The sequence below is a fragment of the Nosocomiicoccus ampullae genome (genome assembly GCF_019357495.1).
GTDB classification, from domain to species: domain Bacteria; phylum Bacillota; class Bacilli; order Staphylococcales; family Salinicoccaceae; genus Nosocomiicoccus; species Nosocomiicoccus ampullae.
The window spans coordinates 308985-324555 of sequence record NZ_CP079110.1 but is presented as its reverse complement, the minus strand read 5'-3'; the positions used below and the strand labels follow the sequence as shown (position 1 = coordinate 324555).

Here is a 15571-nt window from a genome sequence, read left to right as displayed (position 1 = left end):
GACCTGCTTTAGAAAATTCTAAAGCAGGTTTTTTCGTATCTTTAATTTTTAACGTTCATTAACGTCATTCTACCGACTGCAGTTGTTTTGCCATCATTATTTTCTATCTCTGCGGTCCATATTTGTGTGTTCATCCCAATATGAACAGGTGTCGCAGTTGTTATAAGTCGACCTGTTGATACTGGACGAATGTGATTGACGTTGATTTCAACGCCTGTTGCGTGACCGTCTTCAATATTTTCAATACCGCCAAGTGATATCGCTGTCTCAATGAGTACCGCGTTCATCCCACCATGTATCACACCAAATGGTTGCTTCATATCTTCTGTGACATCAACTGCTATGACTACTTGTTCTTTATTTAATTGTACAATCTCGATATTAAAAGTTTCGAGTAAATTAGTCATACATTGAACCTTCTAAAATATAATCGACGACTGTGCGAATCATAACACCACTTGCTGCCTTTGGACCGTATGGATTATTTTTTGTAAATTGTGACGTTCCAGCAATGTCAAAGTGTAACCAAGGATATCCTTCTGTAAACTGGTTGATGAATGCTGCCGCAAACGATGCACCACCAAATGGACGTAAGTTACTATTTAAAATATCAGCAATTGGTGTATCTTTTACTGCTGCTTCATCTGACTCATCCATTGGTAAGTGCCATAGCTTTTCTCCAACTTTTTTTGATGATTTTAAAACATCTTTTAAATACTCTTCGCTTTGGTTTGTAAATATACCTGTACGTGATTCACCTAAAGCACCAATTACTGCACCTGTTAATGTTGCAAAATCCATAATAATTGCTGGTTCGTGCGTCACTGCTTCAGTAACTGCATCACCTAATACGAGGCGTCCTTCAGCATCTGTGTTAGAGATTTCCACACTGAGTCCATTTTTCGCAATGACAACGTCATCTGGTCGGTTGGCATTACCTTTCACCATATTTTCAGCAAGCGCTAATACTGCGACAACGTTGACTTCTTTCTTTTGATCAACAAGCGTCTTTAGCATACCGAGTACATTTGCTGCACCACTCATGTCGTACTTCATAGATACCATACCCGTACGTGGTTTTAATGAATATCCACCTGAGTCATACGTTATACCTTTACCGACTAAAGCTACTGGTGCTTTGTTACTATTTTTATATTCAATCGTAACAAGTCTTGGTTTTCTTTCTGAACCGTCACCGACTGAATGAATGAGTCCATACCCTTCTTCTTTTAGTGTTTTATCATCTTTTACTGAAATCTTAACATTTTCTTTATTAGAAAATTCTTTTTCAATTAACTCAACAAACGTTTCAGGATAAAGTAAGTTTGGTGGTGTTTCGCTTAAATCACGACTAAAGTTAATTGCTTCACCCGCAAGTTTACCTTCTAATACTTTGGATTCATCTACTTCTTTATTGAAAAGAATTGTGAGTTCATATGGCTCGACGTCTTTTTTATAGTTCACTTGATTATATAAACTAATTTCTCCCATTAAACCAATGGCTTTTAAAAATGACTCTTCTGTACTAAAAGAATCAATATGAATGCATGCATCTTCAACTTTATCTTTTTTAAGTGTTTGAAATACTGTACCGAGTGCTTCTTGAAGTTTTAGTTCTGTTAAATCTTTAGAGTTTCCAAGTCCAACAGCATACACTTTTCTTAAACTCGTTTGAAGTACTGCACTTGAAGATTCGACTTTATTTAATTTTGTTTGAATAATACCAGCTTCTACTGCCGCTTCAAGTTTACCGTTAAATAATGCATCAAGTTCTTCAAAGTTTTTATTTTCTTTAAAGTCTTCAGTAACGCCTATAACAATTGCACTGTTGCTGTCATTTAAATTACTTTTGAAATCAAAAATCACACAATCCACTCCTAAAACATTTGATAACCTAATTTACGTAAATAACGTATCGTTAGACCTGCTAAAATAATACCGATAAAACCACTCGCTAATATAACGACGTCAAAAAATTGAACATGAACTATATTGTCTATCGCTTCACTAAACGCTGTACCTGGTGATCTTATGTAATCAATCGTATCAATTCTATCGATAATTAAAATGACAATGACTGGATAAACAAATGCCATAATCCATGTCATTTTTAAAATCATATTTAAAATAAAACTAATTCCAAAGAATAATACGAAGTATAAAATGATAGATATAAATACTTGAATAATATTCAAAGTGACACCTCTATTAAAAAAGCATGAGTATAGTATCTATACTCATGCGTAAAATTTTCTTACAGGAATTTACCTTTAGTGAATCCAAGAACTGGTCCACCAATTTTAGCTACTGCACGTGTATCAATAACTTTCTTCATAAATGCAGCTGATTTACCTTTGATTTCTTTGCCATATACAACACCAATACCATCGTTAGAACCTAATGAACAAACAGTTCCTTTGTCGTCATATACGAATGGTTCAACTTTATTACCACGTAATTTTGAAGCGATAGTGTCTGCTGTATGTTCACCAAGTTGCATTGCAATTTGAGCTGTAGTTGGGTAAGGACGCGCATCTGAACCTGTACCGTTCATTACAGCTGAAACGTCACCAATTGCGTAGATGTTGTCATAACCTTCAATTGTTAAGTCGTCGTTTACAATAATTCTACCACGTTTAACACCATCAAAGTTTTCTTCCATTAAGCTGCTTCCACGTACACCAGCTGTCCAAATTCTATTGTTTGCTTTAATTGTTTCTTCTTTATCGTCTACTTTAACAACGAATCCTTCCTCGTTTGCAGCAATGATTGGTGTGCCGAGTAAGAATTTAACGCCACGATCTTCTAAGAACTTTTTAGCATATCCACTAAGTTCTTCACTGAACATTGGTAACATAGAAGGCATTGCTTCAACACATGTAATACTTACATCGTTATAGTCAATTCCTAAGTTTTCACATAGAACTGGAACTGATTCTACAAGCTCACCAAGGTACTCGATACCTGTGAAACCTGCACCCCCAACAACGATTGCAAGGTCATTTTTGTCTCCAGATTCTAAGTAGTTGTTAAAGTTCTTTTCAACAAGTGCACGTGCTTTAAGTGCTGTTTGTGGGTTAGTAATAGATTCAGCATAATCAGCCATTCCGTCAATACCAAATGTTTCTGATTCAAATCCTAATGCTACTACTAAAATATCGTATTCCACATTACCTTTTGTCGTTTCTACAACTTGTTTGTCTTTATCGACGTTTGTAACTTCAGCAACGACAAAATTTGTTTTCATGTTGTCAACAACTTTTTGAATTGGGTATACACCGTCTTCCCAGTTAATTGTACCTGCTGCAGTTTCATGTAACCACGTTGACTCATAGTGATACTCATTCTTGTTGATTAATGTAATATCTGCTTCTGATAAACCTAACTCTTTTTGAAGACCTACTAATGTGCTAAGTCCAGCATATCCTCCACCGAGGATAACGATTTTCTTTCTTTCGAAACTCATTACTACAACTCCTAAAATTTAATAGTAAAAAACGCTAATATATATAACATAATATTAGCGTTTTCAGACATATATTTCAAGCGTTTACAGTTAATTTAACATTGTTCTGGTGTGCCTTTATTTGTTTTTGTTCTAAACGATGCACCACATCCACATGCAACACTTGCGAGTGGGTTATCAATTGTAAATCCTCCACCGAGTAATGACTCCTTAAAGTCAATCGTTGTACCGTCTATCACACCGATGTCGTATTTATCGACTAGTACATTGACACCGTGATGCGTAAAGACGAGATCATTTTCTTGTTTCTCTTCTTCAGCAGCCATACCGTACGTTAAACCAGTACAACCGCCACCTTCTACTTTAAAACGTAAATATCCGTCAGCCATGTCGTTTTCTTCTAGCATTGTTGCGACTTGATCAGCTGCAGCTTTTGTTAACACCACTTGACTCATAAAATGTCACCTCATTTAATTCTAATATCTATATTATAACGAATCTTTAATATAATCGAAAATATCTGGTTCATCATCTTTTTGTAGTTCTTCTAAGACCCGAGCGAGTAATTGTTCGTCCGTTTTTGCAGCAATACGTTTTCCTTCTACAATACAAAACGCCGTACGACTGCATACACCGCAATCATTTGTACACTCATAATCCATAACATCAACGTCAGAATTATCCATTAAATGATTAAACGTACCTTTAGACGTTTTTTCTATATTTGATTGACAAAATTCTACTAGCTTCATAATCATCACCATAAAAATAAAAACTAGAGAATTTAATCCCTAGTTTTAGAATACTTGTTCGATTTCAACAAATCCTGGTACTTCTTCAAGTAATGCACGTTCGATACCTGCTTTAAGTGTAATCGTTGAACTTGGGCAACTACCGCATGCACCAAGTAAACGTAGCATAACTACACCATCTTCAACGTCTACTAACTCCACGTCTCCTCCGTCTCTTAATAGGAAAGGACGTAATTTATCTAAAACTGCATCGACTTGTTCGTACATTGTATCTTTTGTTGTTGTCATATATATCACTCCAAACATTTATAGAGAAATAACCCTGTAAATATATTATAATAGAAAACAGAATAGAAATCTATCGGTACATAGGAGGATATATAAATGAGTTACACTGTAAATGTCTACGGCCGTGAAGTAATCTGTGCAAGTTGTGTAAACGCACCAAGTTCTGAAGAAACTTACGATTGGCTAAAAGTATTGTTTAAGAAAAAATATCCAGAAGCGGATATTTCCGTAAACTATATAGACATCGATCACGATGAAAACTTCTCAGACTATGACGAAGAACTCATCGAACAAATTAACAACAACGAGTTATTCTACCCACTCGTCACAATAAATGACGAAGTCATTCAAGACGGATATGTTCAACTTAAGCCACTTACAAAATGGTTTGAGAAAAACGGTGTTCAATAATACTAAAAAACACTTCCTCACTCAAGTGAGGAAGTGTTTTACTTTTAAGTTTGTGGTGTGATGCCGCGTCTAACGAGTGTATGTGAAAAAAGCACTACAACGACTGTCACAATTAAATCTTTTATAATGAATGGCGCGACTGTAACCATAATCGATTCAGCAAGTCCTGTTGGTGACTCTAATACAACATTCATAATGAAATAGAAGTATAAGAATCCAATTGTAAATAGAACCACCATTCCAAATAACGTTATTAGTATCGCAGTAAATGTATTTTTTCCTCCACTATTACCAAGCCCTGAGAAATATGCAAGTGGTATAAAACCTAATATAAATCCAAAACTTGGTGACGTCAGTGATCCTATACCGCCACTACCACCTGCAAATACTGGTGCACCGATGAGTCCAGCGACTAAATAAACGACCATCGTAATAACGCCAAGTCGACGTCCTAAAAGTGCGCCTGTTAAAATGACCATCGGTGTTTGAAGTGTGATTGGCACAGGTCCAATCGGTATTGTAATCATTGAACTAATCGCAACGAGTGCGACAAATACCGCACAAAATACAAGTTCTTTTGTTTTCATTAATTTCTCTTTCCCCTCATTAAGTTTAAATTTCCCACTCCGATAAATTTTCAACTGTATGTGTCGGTGGTATCTCTTTTTCTTTTACATCTTCTGTACGATGCACACCTGTATTCACGTGAATCGTATCGATACCACCTTGAATACCCGTCATAATATCTGTGTCATAATTATCTCCAACCATTGCAACATTTTCTTTACTGACACCCATTTTCTCTAATGCTTTTTGTAAAATATAACTATTCGGTTTCCCAACAACTTTTGGTGTCACATCTGTCGCATTCACAATGACTGCTGCAAGTGATCCGTTTCCTGGAATGAAATCATTTTTATGACGTATGACTTTATCCGGGTTGGTTAAAATAAGTTCAGCTCCATTATTCACGTTGCGCACTGCTGTCACGTATTTATCGTAGTTAATATTTGTGTCGTAAGAAAATAGTACAGCATCGACATCGTCTTCTTGTACAAGAATATCATTTTCTTTTAACGTTTCGATAAATGACTCCGAACCAATCGCGAACACTTTACCATTTGTATTTTCTTTTACATAATCTACCGCTGCAAGTGCTGCAGTATATATATTTTCAACATACGTTTTAATACCGTGCGAATTAAATTTTTCTAACGTTTCTTCTGGTGTTCTCGCACCACTATTCGTTACAAACATATACGGTGTATTTGACTTATTTAAACGATGAATAAAATCCGCAGCCCCATCAATACGTTCATCACCGTTAAACATCGTACCGTCTAAATCGATTAAATATCCTTTATACATGTTGATCACCTATAAATGCAGTCACTGCTTGAGGATCTGTTTCAAAGAAGTGTAAAACACTCTCTTTAAAATCTTGATATGCAGATAAATTCTCTTTGAACACTTTACGCATTTTTTCGTGATCGATATCTTCGTATTCACGTACGAGATTATTTCTAAATTTAAATGTCTCTTCAAACTTTTTAAAATCGTCTTCAGAAACGACCCCTTCAGTTTTCATAATATCCATGACATCTAAATAATTCCCTGGATCTCTTAATACGAATGCATCAATAATCATATTTCCAACGTCTACAGAAGCTTCAATTAACATTTCACATACACGTTCTAAGGCGAGTGTGTTGTCTGTATCGATTTCTTTTGTTAAATCTTTAATATAATCGAGTCTTGTTAATATTAAATTTTTGTCTACAAATAACATAGTAAACTCCTTTAGTTTAATTAATATCATTTCTATAATATCATAAAAAGACAGACCTTTTTATGGAGGAAATTATGATAAAACATTACTTATACGATGACAGTGAAACACCAAATGCAAGATACATCGGGTTTGCTGGAGATTACGGCCGATATGATCTTGCGATTATTCAAACATCTAAATTTTTCGGTAAAAGCTTAGTTTTAAATATGCAAAATAATACTTTCGCAATTGTCGGAACAGATGATTTAGAAGAAGTAAACTATATAGAAAGTGCCCTTGGATTTTCTAATGACCAAGCAGATGAAGTGAAAGAATTTTTAGAAGAGGTAATCTCACCCGGTTGGTTTACTGATTACTAAAAAAAGCCTTCAGATATTATTCTGAAGGCTTTTCTTCTGGTTTTAAACCGAGTGCTTTTTGCTCATCTTTAGAGATTTTTCTTAAGATAAAATATGCACATCCAAAGTTACAGTACTCGAGTAAATAATCTTGAATCGTACTGAATCGTTTGTCGAATTCACTTTTCTTTTTATCATCTCGATAAAAGCCCGCAAGCCTTAATTTTTCGTAACCAATATCACCGACGATATAATCATATTTATTGAGTACTTCGTTATACTTCTCTTTAAATTGTTCTTCGTCAAATCCATTTCTGTACTCTTCAATGAGTTCAAAATGCATATGTCCGATTGTAATAATATTATTCACCTTGACGAATTTTGTCTCCTTCTTCTTGACGGCGACGTGCTGCAGCGTTGACTTGTTCGTCTGCATGGTAGCTTGAACGAACCATTGGTCCTGCTTGACAGTGTTTGAATCCTTTTTCCATAGCGATTTTACGTAATTTACCAAACTCTAATGGTGTGTAATATTTTTTAACAGTTAAGTGTTTACGCGTTGGCTGTAAGTATTGACCAATCGTTAAAATATCAACGCCGTGCTCGAGTAAGTCATCCATCGTTTGTAAAATTTCCTCGTGTGTTTCACCAAGACCAATCATAATTGAAGATTTTGTTGGAATATCTGGTTGAAGTTCTTTACAGTAACGTAACATTTCTAATGATCTTCTATATTTTGCTTTTGCACGCACACGTTTAGTTAAACGTTCAACTGTTTCAATGTTATGGTTTAAAATGTCTGGGCGTGCATCCATAAGCGTTTTTATATTTTCTTTGTTTCCGTTAAAATCAAAAGGTAGCACTTCTACAGTGGTATATGGATTTAATTCACGAATTTTACGAATTGTCTCAGCGTAAACAGCTGCGCCACCATCGCGTAAATCATCACGTGCAACTGTTGTAATTACTGCGTGTTTTAAGTCCATTTTTTGTACAGATTCAGCAACACGTCTTGGCTCGTCCCAGTCTACTTCACTTGGAAGACCTGTTTTAATTGCACAGAAACGACATGCTCTCGTACATACAGACCCTAAAATCATAAATGTTGCTGTGCGTCTATCTGCCCAGCACTCATGTATATTTGGACAACGCGCTTCTTCACATACAGTATGTAAATTCTCTGCACGCATCATCTTTTTTAGCCCGATATAGTTCTCGTTAGTGTTTAGCTTAATTTTAAGCCACTCTGGTTTTCTAAGAATTTCTTCATTCTTTTTAGCCACTAAAACCCCTACCTTTATTATGTAATTAATTTCATAATAACATAACTTTTACGAAACCGTATACTTATCATGAAAGTGAATATATTCACTATTTTTCAGTAGTTTCAATCGGTCTGTATAAGACTTTAATTAAAAGAATTAAGATGATAAATAACCCTGCCATGACGAGTAATCCGAGTGCTGTTGACGTTGTAAAACCAACGACTAAAAACGAAACGAGTGAAATTGTTGCTGCAATCATTGCATACGGAATTTGTGTAATAACGTGAACGATATGATCTGATCCTGATCCTGTACTTGAAAGAATTGTCGAGTCTGAAATCGGTGAACAATGGTCCCCAAATACTCCTCCAGCAAGCACTGCTGCAATTGTCACAAGTAATAATTCAGGCGCTTCAAGCGTAATAATTATATTTCCTGCAATCGGTACTAAAATACCAAATGATCCCCAAGAAGTTCCTGTTGTTAACGCCATAATACACGCAACAATGAACACAATCGCTGGTAAAAATGCCGCTTCAATATTTGAATTTTTCACCATTTCTCCGAGTAATTCACCCGTACCTAATTCCCCAATTAATTCTCCAGTCATCCAAGCTAAAATTAGTACGATAATTGGACCAATCATCGCTTCTATACCATTTTTAAATCCTAACCACGTTTCATGACTTGAAAAATTGTCGTCTTGCTTTGTAAATCTGTAGTAATACATAACTGCTAACACGACACCGATAATTCCACCAAAGATTAACGCATGTGTAATCGAGTTGTTTTCTAATATAATTAGTGGATTAAGTGATCCACTTTCTTTAATACCTGTATATATCATTCCAGCTAATACACCAACGACGAGTCCAACAAGCGGAACGATTAAGGCATTTTTAGATGAATGATAAGCAACAGGTAATTCATCTTCTTCTAATTCATTATCATATAAAATACCATCTTTAATTGCGCGTGTTTCTTCTTTTTTCATACCAAATATATCAAAGTTCGTAAAAATAACGACGAACATAAGTAATAATGCACTTAAACTATAGAAGTTTAGCGGAATAATGTATAAAAATGATTCAAACGGTGTAATATGCGTGAGTCCTGCTGCAACAAGAAGTGGTGCAGTAAGCCCCATAATTGTTGCACCCCAGCTCGATACTGGCATAATTACTGCGATTGGTGACGCTGTTGTATCTACTAAATATGCGAGTTTCGCGCGAGATACTCGATATTTATCTGTTAATGGTTTTGATACTTGTGGTGTAATAATCGCACTAAAATAGTCGTCAATGAAAATAATAATACCGAGTACACCACTTAATAATAATGCACCTGTTCGCGTTTTAACTTTTGTCATCGCGTAACTCGTAAATGCACGTGCCCCACCTGACATACTCATAAATGCACTCATAATTCCTAAAAGTGCTAAAAAGATTAATATATACGCACTCCATGTGTTTAGCCATCCATCTTCGATAATCAAATCTATGAACGTGTGCCAAATTTTACTCAGCGTTTCTCCTATATTTCCATTCGTAATAACAATTGCTGATGTTAAAATTCCAATTCCTAAACTGAGATCGACACGTCTCGTCAGTAAGACGAGAATAAGTGTGATTAGTGGTGGAATAAGCGAAATATACGTCCAATTTAAAACTGCATCCATCAATATCTCTCCTAAAAATTTGTAATAAAAAAACACAAGCGCACCGCACTTGTGTTTCACAAATGTAGCGCATCATGAACTTCATGACAGTACTTAACCTATTAAGCCAAGTCCCAAAAATAGAGTGTCCAACTCTATAATTTCGGCACAATCCCTCTTCAAAGTCTTCACTGCATGGCTGCTCCAACTTTTACCAGTGTCATGTGCGCCTCTACTTATATTTAGTTTTCCGTTTTTCGATTGTATTAATTATAAAGTCTTATTCAATAAAAGTCAAAAATCGTTAGAAGTGAGTAATGATTCACTATAATAATTTACGATATCTCTTAAAAACTCTGGCATATAATAAGTCTTTTTAAGAGAATTAAAATGTGGGAAAAATCGACCGAATGAATACATATCAAGTGTTCCGACTGTATATATTTTATCATCATCAATCATTTTTCCGTTAATGTAAAACTCGCGTTTACTTTCAATTACAGACAATCCATCAATTAAAAACACACCCATGACGTCGCCTCTAAAACCTAGCCCTTTAATAATTTCATCTTTAGTTTCTTGCATGTTCGCCGTGTAATACATATCTTTTAAATCTCTGCCAGACATTTCAATTTTAATTAAGTTGATAGCATGTGGTAAAACTTTGTGTAAGTTATACTCAGTTAGCGTACCGCCTCTAAACTCTGCAGCAATTAACCCTGCATGAATCATTGAGACGTCAGTATTCGTATAAGACTGGATCATTTTGAGCATTGTATACGTAAACCAGTTAATTGTATAAAGTGTGCGCTCTATTTTTAACACATCTCGCTTCACTTCTTTTTTTAACATGTCTTTACCAACGTCATAATATGCATCGTAATTATTTGTTAAAAGATTTGTGTCGATAATTCTAGATGATGATTGGACAAGTTTATAGTCTTCAAACTCTAAATCTACATAACCAAAATACTCACCAAAACGACCCGCTGAAGTAATTAGTGTGTCATTTACAAAGTAGTCATCTGGAAATGTATGATGTGTATGTCCGCCAATGATAATGTCTATTTCTTTAAACTCTGCTGCAAGTCTTTCATCGTCATATTTACCGAGGTGAGACAACATAACAATTGCGTCACACTGATGTCTCATTTCTTTTAAATACTCTTCAATAAATAAAAATGCCCCTTCAACATCTAAGTCAAGCGCTCTATAAAACGGTGTAAACTCTACAGTCGCTGCTATAAAGCCAATTTTTAAATCGCCGATACGTTTTATCGTGTATGGTTTGAATAATAAACCATTATCATCTCTTAAATTCGCACAAATTACTTCAAAATTTGCATCGTCATATAGATGTTCTAAATCTTCTTTACTTAAGGTGATGCCTTCGTTATTTCCAATAGTCGCAACGTCACAATGTGCATCGTTTAATAACTTTACATTTCCTAAGCCAAGCGTTGCTTCAGTATATGGATGACTACGATCCACATGATCTCCGATATCAACGTATATCGATGTATCATTTTTATGTTCATTTATGTAATGACTAATTGCATTATAGTTATCTAAATGACTGTGTATATCATTAGTATGGAAGATACGTATTGCTGTTTTCATAAAACAATCCTCCTAAAATATCGCTTCAAAAATTAAGTACACACCGATGAGTAAAAGTACAGTTCTTAATAATTTGACTAATGTGTCACTTGAAAAATTGCTCGCAAGCTTTGCACCGAATCTCGCACCAAAATACGAACTTACTGCTAAAATTACGAGCGCAAAATATTGAACATGTGCTTGAAGTGCGTGACCAATTGCACTCGATAGACTTGAGAAGAAGATAAGCATCATCGACGTACCGATCGCTATTGATGGTGGAATTCTAAATACAATAATCATCAGTGGTGTCATTAACGCACCACCACCAATTCCAAATAAGCCTGTAATAAATCCAACAACGAACGTTATAAGAACAGCGATCCATATTGGAAATCCGTATTGATGAACGACCCCGTCTGCATCAATGTGTGGTCTTAAATATTTTGGGTTTTGAAATATTTTTAATGGTGGTATTTTATCTCTTACCATGAGTAAGATACTAATAAATATTAAAAATATCCCGAAATATAAGTTAAATGAATCCATCGTTAACATTGCACTCGCATACGACCCTACGAATGCACCTGGAATTAGCCCAATTAAAAATATCGAGCCGTTATATCTGTCGACCTGGTTACTTTTGTTATATTGAATCATCGCAGATAAGCCGGTAACGACTAATATCATACTTGATGTACCTATCGCGAGTTGCGGTGTCATCCCTTCAATCATTCCGAGCTTAATACCAAAAAATACAAGTGCTGGAACGATAATGACTCCGCCACCAATTCCGACTAAAGCACCTAAAATTGAGGAGAATAATCCAATACAAATGAGTATTATTATTGTTAAAATCATGATTATCCTCCTTTAAATTTTAAAAAAGTTTTAACTGCTTTGGCGCAAGGTTTTTATATTCAATGCCGAGCATATCTATTAACTTTAATGCGTTACCTGCAGCGTGCCCGCCTGAGTTATTATTAAAAATAATATAAATATCATTTGTTTTAAATGATAAAATCTCTATACTTTTCCTTAACGCTTCAAGTTCTTGTTGATTATAGTCATATAAATAACGAACGTTACGCCACTCTTCTCTTGTTCGGTTCATTTGTAACCAACCATGGTTATTTCTACCATGAAGTCTTATGAACCCATTATCATCTGTTACACGGTTGACAAAAGGTACTGTACCTTCACCAACTTGAGGCTCGTCAACAATTGTATGAATTAGATTTTGATCATGTAAAAATTGGAGTGTACGTTCTTTATTTTCACCTTTGTACCAAGATTCGTGGCGAAATTCTATCGCCACCTTTAAAGGGGAAAGCATTTGTTTAGCGAGTCTAATATAATTAATATTTTTCTCATTACAATCATACCAAGGTGGAAACTGCATTAATATATATGCTAACTTGCCTCTTTTAACCATCGGTTCTAACATATGCTTATACGCCTCAAAAAGTTCTTGAATATTATTAAAAGACGTTCTAAAATCACCATGACCTGTCATAAACTGATGTGTTTTGACGATAAATTTAAAATTATCTGGTGTCTCGTTACACCATTTTTCAATCGTCGATTGTTGTAATACCGCATAATATGTAGAATCTACTTCAACAAGCGGGAAAAAACCAGCATATGTTTCAAGTTTTTGATTACTATTCGTTATATCTGTGTATAAAGAATATTGATCCCCCCAACCTGTTAAACCGACATAAATCATAATATCACCTAGAGATATTTTACCATACAAATTGAGGTATAGTAGTAAGAAGGAATGTAAAGGAGTATTCAAATGTCTACTATTGAATTTAAAAATGTATCGCATAATAATATTTTGAAAAATATTTCAGGACAATTTAAAAGTAATCACATTACTGCTTTAATTGGACCAAGTGGCGCCGGAAAATCAACAACATTAAAACATATTAACGGGCTACTATCACCGAGTTCTGGTGATATTTATATCGATAAAACAGACATTAAAGATATCGATATCATTAAACTTCGTAGAAGTATTGGGTTTGCGTTTCAATCTTCACCGATGCTTGAGGGTACAGTGTACGACAATTTAAAATTCCCAAAAGATTTGTTTAATGAAACTTTTACAAAAGATGAGGCGATTTCTTTTTTAGAAAAAGTTAATATTTCGAGTGAATTTATCGACCGTCCCGTTAGAAAATTATCTGGTGGTGAAAAAAGTCGTGTTGCACTCGCAAGAACACTTGTTAATAACCCTGACATTTTACTACTTGATGAAATTACTGCAAGCGTTGATGTTAAGATTGCAAGAGAAATTGAGCAACTCATCTTAAAAAATCAAAAAGAATTTAATTTAACTGTCGTCTGGGTGACGCACGACTTATCTCAAGCAAAACGCGTGTCAGATGACTTTTGGTATTTACAAAATGGAGAGTTAATCGAATTTGGAAATATCGATGGGCTTAACAACCCTAAAAGTAAAGAGTTAAGAAAATTTTTAGAGGGGGAAAATTAAATGTCATTTCTAAGCTTAGCACTTGCATTGGTATTTGTAGTTATCCCAATTGTTCTCTCATTCTTTTTAAAGCTTGGACTTGAAAAAGATATCGTTATTGCTTCTATTCGCGCAACGATTCAATTAATCATTATCGGTTACATACTACAATTTGTATTCGATAGTGAAAGCACACTTTTCATGTTATTAATGATTGTGTTAATTATCGGTGCAGCGAGTCAAAATATTGTTAAAAAGGGAAAAGGAATCCCGTATATAACAGTAATTATTATTGCGACACTAATCGTCATAGAAGCTTTTTCTATGGGAACACTCGTATTATTTAACATTATTCCATTTGACGCACAGTATGTCATCCCAATTTCAGGAATGATTATTGGTAATTGTATGGTACTATCATTACTATTTTTAGACCGATTTAAATCCGAATTAAACAGTAATGAAGAAGTGATTGAGTTAATTTTATCATTTGGTGGTACTCCAAAAGAAGCTGTCCACAATACATTAAAATCAGCCATTAAAACGAGTATGATCCCAACAATTGAAAGACAAAAAACTGTTGGACTCGTTCAATTACCAGGTATGATGAGTGGTTTAATTATTGGTGGAGGCGACCCTATTGAAGCGGTGATGTACCAATTACTCGTACTCTTTTTAATTATGAATACAGCCGCACTCGCTTCAATTCTTGTTGGATTTTTATCGTATCCATTTTTATTCAATCAAAAATTACAATTTTTAGGTGTTCAAGAAGATACAAAATAAAACGCAGATTCATAAAGAATCTGCGTTTCTTTTATGCGTTTAATAATGTTTTCTTAATGTCTTCATATGCGCTATACCAAAGTTCTTCGTCTGTTGTGAATTTTTCTCTAATTTTTTTGATGAAGTCTTTAAATTTCTCATCGTAATTATCGCTATCTTTTGGTGGCAGTTGTTGTTTGTATTCGTCAACTGTTGCTTTTACTTCAGGCGCAAAAGGTCCCCACACTCCGATTTCGTTATTATCATTATCTAAAACGATGAATTTTGGAATAATGTTTTTACCGTTCGTTTGATATTGCTCCATTAAGTCTAAATTTTCATCGCGTAATGAAAACTTCACTTCAAAATCATATGCTTCAGCGAGGTGTAATAAAATTGGTGTATTTAACATACAATGCGCACACCAAGGCTCGACGATACCGAGCACTTTAAATTGCTTTTCTTGGAGTAGCTCTTTGTTTTCATCTTCTCTAACATTAAAGTTATCGTAAATATATTCAAATCCATCTTTTAAATCAGTAAATTGCTGACGTAACTCTTCAGTAGATAGTGCTTTGTCATACCACTGTGTTAGATTGTTAGCCAAAATAACCCCTACTTTCATTCGTTTTATTTACTATTCCTTTTTTAATAAATTTTAAACATACAATCATTACAATTTTTTTACGATTATTAAAATTTATTTATAAGCGTTTTTATTGGTTGATAAGTGGATATGTGACATATAACGTAGAC

21 protein-coding genes and 1 riboswitch are annotated in these 15571 nt (G+C 34.6%); of the genes, 4 read left to right on the top strand and 17 right to left on the bottom strand.

The window, feature by feature from the left end:
• Nucleotides 1-41: 41 nt before the first annotated feature.
• The 7 genes from KPF49_RS01735 to KPF49_RS01705 all read right to left on the bottom strand — a co-directional run bounded on the left by KPF49_RS01735 (nt 42) and on the right by KPF49_RS01705 (nt 4506).
• Nucleotides 42-407, bottom strand: coding sequence for a PaaI family thioesterase (locus KPF49_RS01735; RefSeq protein WP_183673438.1), 366 nt, complete (start codon nt 405-407; stop codon nt 42-44).
• On the bottom strand, nt 400-1866 hold the full coding sequence (locus tag KPF49_RS01730; RefSeq protein WP_183673436.1) for a leucyl aminopeptidase family protein: 1467 nt from the start codon (nt 1864-1866) through the stop codon (nt 400-402). Before KPF49_RS01730 ends, KPF49_RS01735 begins: the two co-directional genes overlap by 8 nt.
• A gap of 11 nt (nt 1867-1877) precedes the next feature.
• Complete coding sequence (locus tag KPF49_RS01725; RefSeq protein ID WP_221265223.1) at nt 1878-2195, bottom strand: YuiB family protein; 318 nt, start codon at nt 2193-2195, stop codon at nt 1878-1880.
• Nucleotides 2196-2254: 59 nt separating this feature from the next.
• On the bottom strand, nt 2255-3466 hold the full coding sequence (locus KPF49_RS01720) for an NAD(P)/FAD-dependent oxidoreductase (RefSeq protein WP_183673433.1): 1212 nt from the start codon (nt 3464-3466) through the stop codon (nt 2255-2257).
• A 95-nt stretch (nt 3467-3561) separates the two neighbouring features.
• On the bottom strand, nt 3562-3921 hold the full coding sequence (locus KPF49_RS01715) for a HesB/IscA family protein (protein ID WP_183673431.1): 360 nt from the start codon (nt 3919-3921) through the stop codon (nt 3562-3564).
• Between the two features lie 33 nt (nt 3922-3954).
• The gene (locus KPF49_RS01710; RefSeq protein ID WP_183673430.1) at nt 3955-4218 is read right to left on the bottom strand and encodes a DUF1450 domain-containing protein; all 264 of its coding nucleotides are present in this window, start codon (nt 4216-4218) and stop codon (nt 3955-3957) included.
• A 45-nt stretch (nt 4219-4263) separates the two neighbouring features.
• Nucleotides 4264-4506 carry a NifU family protein gene (locus KPF49_RS01705; protein WP_183673428.1) on the bottom strand — a complete coding sequence of 81 codons (243 nt, stop codon included), beginning with the start codon at nt 4504-4506 and terminating at the stop codon, nt 4264-4266.
• 96 nt (nt 4507-4602) lie between these two features.
• Here KPF49_RS01705 and KPF49_RS01700 point away from each other — a divergent pair, with 96 nt between their 5' ends.
• The gene (locus KPF49_RS01700) at nt 4603-4917 is read left to right on the top strand and encodes a DUF1462 family protein (protein WP_183673426.1); all 315 of its coding nucleotides are present in this window, start codon (nt 4603-4605) and stop codon (nt 4915-4917) included.
• Nucleotides 4918-4961: 44 nt separating this feature from the next.
• On the opposite strand, the gene KPF49_RS01695 is transcribed toward KPF49_RS01700, so the two are convergent.
• Genes KPF49_RS01695 through hepT form a run of 3 tightly spaced genes read right to left on the bottom strand, consistent with a single transcriptional unit; the run spans nt 4962 to nt 6706 of the window.
• The gene (locus tag KPF49_RS01695) at nt 4962-5504 is read right to left on the bottom strand and encodes a biotin transporter BioY (protein ID WP_183673424.1); all 543 of its coding nucleotides are present in this window, start codon (nt 5502-5504) and stop codon (nt 4962-4964) included.
• A gap of 25 nt (nt 5505-5529) precedes the next feature.
• Nucleotides 5530-6285: a TIGR01457 family HAD-type hydrolase gene (locus KPF49_RS01690; protein WP_183673422.1), complete on the bottom strand. Its 756-nt coding sequence runs from the start codon at nt 6283-6285 to the stop codon at nt 5530-5532.
• Nucleotides 6278-6706, bottom strand: coding sequence for a type VII toxin-antitoxin system HepT family RNase toxin (hepT, locus tag KPF49_RS01685; RefSeq protein ID WP_183673420.1), 429 nt, complete (start codon nt 6704-6706; stop codon nt 6278-6280). Before hepT ends, KPF49_RS01690 begins: the two co-directional genes overlap by 8 nt.
• 74 nt (nt 6707-6780) lie before the next feature.
• On the opposite strand from hepT, the gene KPF49_RS01680 reads away from it, so the two are divergent.
• On the top strand, nt 6781-7068 hold the full coding sequence (locus tag KPF49_RS01680) for a DUF3055 domain-containing protein (RefSeq protein ID WP_183673418.1): 288 nt from the start codon (nt 6781-6783) through the stop codon (nt 7066-7068).
• Nucleotides 7069-7084: 16 nt separating this feature from the next.
• On the opposite strand, the gene KPF49_RS01675 is transcribed toward KPF49_RS01680, so the two are convergent.
• The 6 genes from KPF49_RS01675 to KPF49_RS01650 all read right to left on the bottom strand — a co-directional run bounded on the left by KPF49_RS01675 (nt 7085) and on the right by KPF49_RS01650 (nt 13297).
• Complete coding sequence (locus tag KPF49_RS01675) at nt 7085-7390, bottom strand: YutD family protein (protein ID WP_183673600.1); 306 nt, start codon at nt 7388-7390, stop codon at nt 7085-7087.
• A gap of 19 nt (nt 7391-7409) precedes the next feature.
• Nucleotides 7410-8330 carry a lipoyl synthase gene (lipA, locus tag KPF49_RS01670; protein ID WP_183673416.1) on the bottom strand — a complete coding sequence of 307 codons (921 nt, stop codon included), beginning with the start codon at nt 8328-8330 and terminating at the stop codon, nt 7410-7412.
• Nucleotides 8331-8418: 88 nt separating this feature from the next.
• On the bottom strand, nt 8419-9990 hold the full coding sequence (locus KPF49_RS01665) for a Na+/H+ antiporter NhaC family protein (protein ID WP_183673414.1): 1572 nt from the start codon (nt 9988-9990) through the stop codon (nt 8419-8421).
• A gap of 57 nt (nt 9991-10047) precedes the next feature.
• Nucleotides 10048-10212: riboswitch (Lysine riboswitch) on the bottom strand.
• Between the two features lie 51 nt (nt 10213-10263).
• Nucleotides 10264-11589 (bottom strand): bifunctional metallophosphatase/5'-nucleotidase, encoded by a 1326-nt coding sequence (locus tag KPF49_RS01660; protein ID WP_183673412.1) that lies wholly within the window; start codon nt 11587-11589, stop codon nt 10264-10266.
• Between the two features lie 12 nt (nt 11590-11601).
• Nucleotides 11602-12429, bottom strand: coding sequence for a sulfite exporter TauE/SafE family protein (locus KPF49_RS01655; protein ID WP_183673410.1), 828 nt, complete (start codon nt 12427-12429; stop codon nt 11602-11604).
• 19 nt (nt 12430-12448) lie between these two features.
• Nucleotides 12449-13297 carry a DUF72 domain-containing protein gene (locus KPF49_RS01650; RefSeq protein WP_183673408.1) on the bottom strand — a complete coding sequence of 283 codons (849 nt, stop codon included), beginning with the start codon at nt 13295-13297 and terminating at the stop codon, nt 12449-12451.
• Between the two features lie 72 nt (nt 13298-13369).
• Here KPF49_RS01650 and KPF49_RS01645 point away from each other — a divergent pair, with 72 nt between their 5' ends.
• Both KPF49_RS01645 and KPF49_RS01640 read left to right on the top strand, forming a co-directional pair.
• A complete protein-coding gene (locus KPF49_RS01645; RefSeq protein WP_183673407.1) occupies nt 13370-14071 on the top strand; it encodes an ABC transporter ATP-binding protein in 702 nt (233 codons plus the stop codon).
• A complete protein-coding gene (locus KPF49_RS01640) occupies nt 14072-14836 on the top strand; it encodes an ABC transporter permease (protein ID WP_183673405.1) in 765 nt (254 codons plus the stop codon).
• Nucleotides 14837-14867: 31 nt separating this feature from the next.
• Here the strand turns inward: KPF49_RS01640 and KPF49_RS01635 are convergent, their stop codons facing one another.
• Complete coding sequence (locus KPF49_RS01635) at nt 14868-15422, bottom strand: thioredoxin family protein (protein WP_183673403.1); 555 nt, start codon at nt 15420-15422, stop codon at nt 14868-14870.
• Nucleotides 15423-15571 lie beyond the last annotated feature (149 nt).

Coding starts and splice junctions, on each gene's coding strand:
- KPF49_RS01665 (WP_183673414.1), bottom strand. CDS start 9,990: ATGGATGCAGTTTTAAATTGGACGTATATTTCGCTTATTCCACCACTA.
- KPF49_RS01675 (WP_183673600.1), bottom strand. CDS start 7,390: ATGCATTTTGAACTCATTGAAGAGTACAGAAATGGATTTGACGAAGAA.
- KPF49_RS01700 (WP_183673426.1), top strand. CDS start 4,603: ATGAGTTACACTGTAAATGTCTACGGCCGTGAAGTAATCTGTGCAAGT.
- hepT (WP_183673420.1), bottom strand. CDS start 6,706: ATGTTATTTGTAGACAAAAATTTAATATTAACAAGACTCGATTATATT.
- KPF49_RS01695 (WP_183673424.1), bottom strand. CDS start 5,504: ATGAAAACAAAAGAACTTGTATTTTGTGCGGTATTTGTCGCACTCGTT.
- KPF49_RS01720 (WP_183673433.1), bottom strand. CDS start 3,466: ATGAGTTTCGAAAGAAAGAAAATCGTTATCCTCGGTGGAGGATATGCT.
- KPF49_RS01645 (WP_183673407.1), top strand. CDS start 13,370: ATGTCTACTATTGAATTTAAAAATGTATCGCATAATAATATTTTGAAA.
- KPF49_RS01690 (WP_183673422.1), bottom strand. CDS start 6,285: ATGTATAAAGGATATTTAATCGATTTAGACGGTACGATGTTTAACGGT.
- KPF49_RS01710 (WP_183673430.1), bottom strand. CDS start 4,218: ATGAAGCTAGTAGAATTTTGTCAATCAAATATAGAAAAAACGTCTAAA.
- KPF49_RS01655 (WP_183673410.1), bottom strand. CDS start 12,429: ATGATTTTAACAATAATAATACTCATTTGTATTGGATTATTCTCCTCA.
- KPF49_RS01660 (WP_183673412.1), bottom strand. CDS start 11,589: ATGAAAACAGCAATACGTATCTTCCATACTAATGATATACACAGTCAT.
- KPF49_RS01705 (WP_183673428.1), bottom strand. CDS start 4,506: ATGACAACAACAAAAGATACAATGTACGAACAAGTCGATGCAGTTTTA.
- KPF49_RS01640 (WP_183673405.1), top strand. CDS start 14,072: ATGTCATTTCTAAGCTTAGCACTTGCATTGGTATTTGTAGTTATCCCA.
- KPF49_RS01680 (WP_183673418.1), top strand. CDS start 6,781: ATGATAAAACATTACTTATACGATGACAGTGAAACACCAAATGCAAGA.
- KPF49_RS01650 (WP_183673408.1), bottom strand. CDS start 13,297: ATGATTTATGTCGGTTTAACAGGTTGGGGGGATCAATATTCTTTATAC.
- KPF49_RS01735 (WP_183673438.1), bottom strand. CDS start 407: ATGACTAATTTACTCGAAACTTTTAATATCGAGATTGTACAATTAAAT.
- KPF49_RS01715 (WP_183673431.1), bottom strand. CDS start 3,921: ATGAGTCAAGTGGTGTTAACAAAAGCTGCAGCTGATCAAGTCGCAACA.